The organism is Corallibacter sp. (assembly GCF_048381695.1).
GTDB classification, from domain to species: Bacteria; Bacteroidota; Bacteroidia; order Flavobacteriales; family Flavobacteriaceae; genus Corallibacter; species Corallibacter vietnamensis.
This window is the reverse complement of record NZ_JBLXHI010000014.1, coordinates 21,095-27,757: the sequence shown is the minus strand read 5'-3', so window position 1 is coordinate 27,757 and position 6,663 is coordinate 21,095. Positions and strand designations below refer to the sequence as shown.

At 31.8% G+C, this 6,663-nt stretch carries 4 protein-coding genes; all 4 read left to right on the top strand.

Annotated features, from left to right (window positions below; genetic code table 11):
- Positions 1-93 precede the first annotated feature (93 nt).
- The 4 genes from rplS to ACN5J3_RS13455 all read left to right on the top strand — a co-directional run bounded on the left by rplS (position 94) and on the right by ACN5J3_RS13455 (position 6,660).
- The gene (gene rplS, locus ACN5J3_RS13470; RefSeq protein ID WP_334469454.1) at positions 94-444 is read left to right on the top strand and encodes a 50S ribosomal protein L19; all 351 of its coding nucleotides are present in this window, start codon (positions 94-96) and stop codon (positions 442-444) included.
- A 751-nt stretch (positions 445-1,195) separates the two neighbouring features.
- Complete coding sequence (locus tag ACN5J3_RS13465) at positions 1,196-1,771, top strand: pentapeptide repeat-containing protein (RefSeq protein ID WP_344712646.1); 576 nt, start codon at positions 1,196-1,198, stop codon at positions 1,769-1,771.
- 146 nt (positions 1,772-1,917) lie between these two features.
- Positions 1,918-4,140, top strand: coding sequence for an NADP-dependent isocitrate dehydrogenase (locus ACN5J3_RS13460; protein WP_418512075.1), 2,223 nt, complete (start codon positions 1,918-1,920; stop codon positions 4,138-4,140).
- A 144-nt stretch (positions 4,141-4,284) separates the two neighbouring features.
- Positions 4,285-6,660, top strand: coding sequence for a TonB-dependent receptor (locus tag ACN5J3_RS13455; RefSeq protein WP_418512074.1), 2,376 nt, complete (start codon positions 4,285-4,287; stop codon positions 6,658-6,660).
- Positions 6,661-6,663: the final 3 nt, after the last annotated feature.

The following is a 6,663-nucleotide window of genomic DNA, read 5'->3' as shown; positions in this document are numbered from 1 at the left end:
GCAAAAAAGTAGTACTTTTGCAAACCAATTTAGACCAACCTCTGGCGAGAATCGTGAATGTTGCTTTGAATCAACTATTATAAATAAAATAAAATGAGTTCTTTAGTAAAATTTGTACAAGACGAATTTGTAACCCGTAAAGACTTTCCAGAATTTAGTGCTGGTGATACCATCACAGTATACTACGAAATTAGAGAAGGTGAAAAAGTGCGTACGCAGTTTTTTAGAGGTGTTGTATTACAACGTAAAGGAAGTGGATCTTCTGAAACGTTTACCATCCGTAAAATGTCAGGAACAATTGGTGTAGAGCGTATCTTCCCAATTAACTTACCTGCTTTACAAAAAGTAGAAGTTAACAAACGTGGTAAAGTACGTAGAGCTAGAATTTTCTACTTTAGAGGTCTTACTGGTAAGAAAGCAAGAATTAAAGAAGTTAGAAGATAATTCAAACTTATATATTACAATTAAAAGCCTTCTCTTTAAGAAGGCTTTTTTGGTTATTAACATTTGTTAATAACATGAGTTCATAAACTGTTGATATCTAATACGTTAAAATCTCATAGATATCCAAAATATTTCATTAACTTAGTAAAACAATTAACGACAAAACTAAGTTTGGTTTTGAATTATGTTAATGTGTATTAAAGATTTGTTCTTTATATATTGAGGTTGTTTTTTGAGGTTGTATAGCAACTTGTGTAAAATAAGTGTTTGCAAAGCAATCAAGAAGCTTTAATAATATAACACACTATTGTAGGTTATATTGGTAAAGTGAAAAGCTCCGAAGAAGTACTGGGATCGAAAGTGAACACGAAAAGGACGAGCAATGTTTTAGTCTTAATATTTGTTAAAGTTGAAGGTATTAAGAAAACATCAAGAAAAACAAGCCTAAGAAACAAAGTAATATCAGGTCAATACATTTTGAAAGGTATGAAATGTTTCGAATTGAAACAGTAACTCTTAAACCGAAAAAGGTGGTGGCATTTGTCTATCAACTGAGTTAGCAAAAACTAAATAGGTTATGTTAGTACTGTTTCTAAGAAAGCCATGTCAGCACAGATTTCTCTGAGTGATATGGCTTTTTGTTTTTAGTAAAGTTACCCCCCTTACCTACATTTATAGAGTCCACAAGTCTAATTTAATAACAAACCGCACTAGGCTGTGGCAAATACATTTCTTTTCGTATTCTTGCAACATGGACCAACCACTAACAGAAAACCACGATTTCAAAAACAAAGACTACACCACTAGCAATCTTTTTAAAACAGAATATACAGACTGTACGTTTACCAATTGTAATTTTGAAAATTCAGATCTTTCAAACATTAGCTTTTTAGAATGTGATTTTTTAGATTGTAATTTCAGCAATGCTAATGTAATGCACACATCTTTTAATGATGTTACTTTTAAAGGCTGTAAAATCTTAGGTGTTATATTTCAAAGTTGTAACCCCTTTCTATTGTCTTTCAAGTTTATAGATTGTACGCTTAATTTTAGTAGTTTTTATCAATTAAAAATCAGCAAAACCAATTTTTTAAAATGCACAATGCATCAAGTAGATTTCACAGAAGCTGAGGCCAAATATGTGGCTTTTAAAGATTGTGATTTATTAGGAGCTACCTTCGATAGAACCAACATTGAATATTCTGATTTTACTTCTGCATTTAATTTCAATATTAATCCTGCATTAAATAAAATTAAAAGTGCCTCATTTTCAAAAGAAAACATTTATGGCTTATTAGAAAGCTTTCATATTAAGATAATAGAATAAATTCAAGGTTTTAGCTATTAAATTATCAATATCACAAAATTTGATCTTGTTTAGTATAAATCATATACCTGTTAAAATCAAACGTTTTCGTATATTCGCATTTCTCAATTTCGAGGAGAAATTTATTCAATTTATTTTCAAGACTTATGACAAAAACAGCAAAGATTGTTTACACAAAAACAGATGAAGCACCAGCTTTAGCAACACGTTCATTCTTACCAATTGTTCAAGCATTTACAAAGTCTTCAGGCATAACCATAGAAACAAAAGATATATCTTTAGCCGCTAGAATATTAGCCGCTTTTCCAGATTTTTTAACTGAAGATCAAAAAGTATCTGATGCATTAGCAGAATTAGGCGAATTGGTAAAAAAACCAGAAGCTAACATTATAAAATTACCAAATATTAGTGCATCTGTACCACAACTTACTGCTGCTATTGAAGAACTTCAAAACAAAGGTTTTAAACTTCCTGATTACCCAGAAGAACCACAAAATGACGCAGAAAAAGACATCAAATTACGTTATGACAAGATAAAAGGAAGTGCCGTAAACCCAATACTTAGAGAAGGAAATTCTGATAGACGCGCACCTAAAGCGGTAAAAAACTATGCCAAGAAAAATCCGCATAGTATGGGAGCATGGTCTTCAGATTCTAAAACACATGTCGCAACAATGTCTAAAGGAGATTTTGCGCACAATGAAAAATCTGTAACACTTGCAGATGCAACTACAGTAAAAATTGTACATACAGATACAAAAGGCAACCAAACCAACCTAAAAGACAATTTAGGCTTACTAAAAGGCGAAATTATTGACGCTACAGTAATGAGCAAAAAAGCCTTAATCGAATTTTTAGAAGAGCAAGTAGAAGATGCCTTAGATAACAGTGTATTGTTTTCATTACATATGAAAGCAACAATGATGAAGGTTTCTGACCCAATCATTTTTGGTCATGCTGTACGTGTATTCTTCAAAGATTTATTTGAAAAACATGGACAAACATTTGATAAAATAGGTGTTGATGTAAATAATGGTTTTGGAAATTTACTTGAAAAATTAGGCGATCTTCCAGAAGATAAACGCGACGAAATAAGAGAAGATATTCGTTTTACTCTAGACCATAGTGCTGATTTAGCAATGGTAAATTCAGATAGAGGCATAACCAATCTTCACGTACCAAGTGATGTTATTATTGATGCTTCAATGCCAGCAATGATTAGAACTTCTGGGCAAATGTGGAATGCAGAAGGGAAACAACAAGACACAAAAGCGGTTATACCAGACAGTAGTTATGCTGGTGTTTATAGTGCAACTATTGATTTTTGCAAAAAACATGGTGCTTTTGATCCAACAACTATGGGAACAGTTCCTAATGTTGGACTTATGGCTCAAAAAGCAGAAGAGTATGGTTCTCATGATAAAACTTTCGAAATAGCATCTAAAGGAAAGGTAGAAGTTATTGATGCTAATGGCAATGTATTATTAAGTCATAAAGTTGAAGAAGGTGATATCTGGAGAATGTGCCAAGCAAAAGATGCTCCAATCCAAGATTGGGTAAAATTAGCTGTAACTAGAGCAAGAGCTTCACAAACACCTGCCGTTTTTTGGTTAGATAAGAAAAGAGCACACGATGCTGAATTAATTAAAAAAGTTAACACCTATTTAAAAGACCATGATACTGAAGGTTTAGATATTAGAATTTTATCTTTAGAAGATGCTACCAATTTTACATTAAAACGCATTAAAGAAGGAAAAGATACCATCTCAGTAACAGGAAACGTGTTAAGAGATTATTTAACAGATTTATTCCCAATTTTAGAAGTTGGAACAAGTGCAAAAATGCTATCTATTGTACCATTAATGAATGGTGGTGGTTTATTTGAAACTGGAGCTGGCGGATCTGCACCAAAGCATGTTCAGCAATTTTTAGAAGAAAACCATTTACGCTGGGATTCTTTAGGAGAATTTTTAGCATTAGCAGTTTCATTAGAGCATTTTTCAGAAGTAAATAACAACAAAAAAGCACATATTTTAGGTGAAACTTTAGATGATGCTTCAGATAAGTTATTAGAAAACAAAAAAGGACCTTATAGGAAAGTAAATGAATTAGACAATAGAGGAAGTCATTTTTACTTGGCATTGTATTGGGCTGAGGCTTTAGCAAACCAAGATAAAGATGCCGATTTAAAAGCTGAGTTTACAACCATTTTCAATGCATTATCGTCAAATGAAGAGACTATTGTAAAAGAGCTAATCGATTGTCAAGGAGAACCTGTAAATATTGAAGGTTATTACCTTCCTAATGAAGATAAGATTTCAGATGCTATGCGTCCAAGCAAAGCACTAAATTCAATTTTAAATTCATAATCACATTAGATTAATGTTATGTTAAAAAGCTTCTTTCGAGAAGCTTTTTTTTATTCATTTAATTTACTTTTAATGTAACAACTTTAGAGGTTATTCGTTTTAATTAAAATATGTCATCAATCAAAACAACAATTAACATAAAACATGAAACTACTTCTTAGAGGGATTATACTCTCGTTATTACTGAGTGCTTTCTCACTTCAAGCACAAGAAAAATTTACCTTAAGTGGAAAAGTAACTGATGTTCTCAGTAATGAAACCCTAATTGGTGTTAACATCATAATTCCAGAGTTACAAACCGGAAGTGTTACCAATGAATATGGCTTCTACTCTATTACATTACCTGAAGGATCCTATACTATACAAATAAGTTATTTGGGATTTAAAACCATTTCAGAAACAATAACATTAACCAACAATCTTACTAAAAACTATCAACTCGAAGAGGCTGCAGAAAGTTTAGACGAAGTCATATTAACTGATGACATTGAAAGACTAAACATCAAAAAACCACAAATGAGTGTAAATTCGTTATCCATAAAAACGATTAAAAATATGCCAGTGGTTTTGGGTGAAGTAGATGTGATAAAATCGATTACACTATTGCCAGGAGTAACGAATTCTGGTGAAGGCTCTTCTGGTTTTAATGTTAGAGGTGGCGCGGCAGACCAGAATTTGATACTTTTAGATGAAGCTACTATTTTTAATTCCTCACATCTTTTTGGTTTTTTCTCTGTTTTTAATCCTGATGCCATAAAAGATCTTAAACTATATAAAGGTGGAATTCCTGCAAAATATGGAGGACGTGTTTCTTCTGTTTTAGATATTTATCAAAAAGAAGGTAATAGCAAAGAATTTCATGTTAATGGTGGTATTGGTTTAATTTCTAGTAGGCTTTTAGCAGAAGGGCCTATTAAAAAAGATAAAGGTTCTTTTTTGCTTGGTGGTCGCAGTAGTTACGCCCACTTATTTTTACCCCTTTTTGATATAGACAGTAAAGCGTATTTCTACGATTTAAACACAAAATTAAGTTACAATATAAACAACAATAACAATATTTACTTATCGGGTTATTTTGGCAGAGATGTCTTTAAAATTTCTGATACTTTTGAAAACACATTTGGAAACACAGTGCTTAATTTTAGATGGAATCATTTGTTTTCTGATAAATTATTTTCCAATCTTTCCTTAATCTATTCAGACTATTACTACGGATTAACATTAAACTTTGTAGAATTTGATTGGGAATCTGGCATTAAAAATTTCAATTTAAAATATGATTTTAAACATTATATAAGTAATGACTTTAAACTCGAGTATGGATTAAACACCATGTATTACACATTTAATCCAGGAGAAATTACTCCAACGACAGAAACTTCCGGAATTAATCCTTATAAGCTAATTGATAAATTTGCTTTTGAAAATGCCATATATATTGATGCCGAACATAAACTAAGCGACAAACTTTCGGTAAGCTACGGAGCAAGATTAAGTATGTTTCATCGCTTAGGACAAGACGAATTAAATATCTACGAAAACAATAATCCTTTAACTTTTAATGAAGATATTGGCATCTACCAAAAAACAGAGCCTATTGGAACTGAAACCTTTAATAAAAGTGATGTTATTGAATCGTTTGCAAATATAGAACCTCGAATTGCTGTCGCTTATCAGCTTAACGATAATGCTTCTGTAAAAGCAAGCTACAACAGAATGAGTCAATATTTACACTTATTATCTAATACAAGCTCACCTACTCCATTAGATATTTGGACTCCAAGTGGTAAATATGTAAAACCTCAGCTCTTAGATCAAGTTGCTATTGGTTATTTTAAAACGTTTAAAAACAACGTTTTCTCTCTAGAGGTTGAAAGTTTTTATAAAACTATTAAAAATCGCATCGATTATGTAGATGGTGCCGATTTAATAGCCAATGATGCTATTGAGCAAATCATTTTAAATGGAGAAGCAAGAGCCTATGGCTTAGAAGTCCTTTTAAGAAAAAATGAAGGTCGTTTTACAGGTTGGTTAGCTTATACACTTTCTAAATCCGAACAGAGAACTCCTGGTAAAACAGCAGCAGAAACTGGAATTAATAACGGAGAATGGTACAATACAGCTTACGATAAAACACATGACATATCTTTAACAGGAAGTTATGAACTCAATAAAAAATGGTCTTTTAGTTCTAACTTTATATTTCAAACCGGTCAGCCTACCACCTATCCAAACGGACAATATGAATATAACGGATTGGTTATTCCTAATTATGAAGTGAGAAACTCAAGCAGATTACCATCTTATCATCGCTTAGATATATCAGCTACTTACAATCCAAAACCAGAAAGTATCAAAAAATTTAAAGGCGAATGGGTTTTTGGAGTTTATAATATCTACGGCCGTAAAAATGCAGCAAGTATCTCTTTTAGAGAAAATAGAAATACAGGTGTTAATGAAGCTGTACGATTAGCCATTTTTGGTATAGTGCCTTCCGTTTCTTATAATTTTAAATTTTAAATC

Bases quoted from the DNA above. Each gene is read 5' to 3' on its own strand.
- ACN5J3_RS13465 (WP_344712646.1), top strand. From the start codon at position 1,196: ATGGACCAACCACTAACAGAAAACCACGATTTCAAAAACAAAGACTAC.
- rplS (WP_334469454.1), top strand. From the start codon at position 94: ATGAGTTCTTTAGTAAAATTTGTACAAGACGAATTTGTAACCCGTAAA.
- ACN5J3_RS13460 (WP_418512075.1), top strand. From the start codon at position 1,918: ATGACAAAAACAGCAAAGATTGTTTACACAAAAACAGATGAAGCACCA.
- ACN5J3_RS13455 (WP_418512074.1), top strand. From the start codon at position 4,285: ATGAAACTACTTCTTAGAGGGATTATACTCTCGTTATTACTGAGTGCT.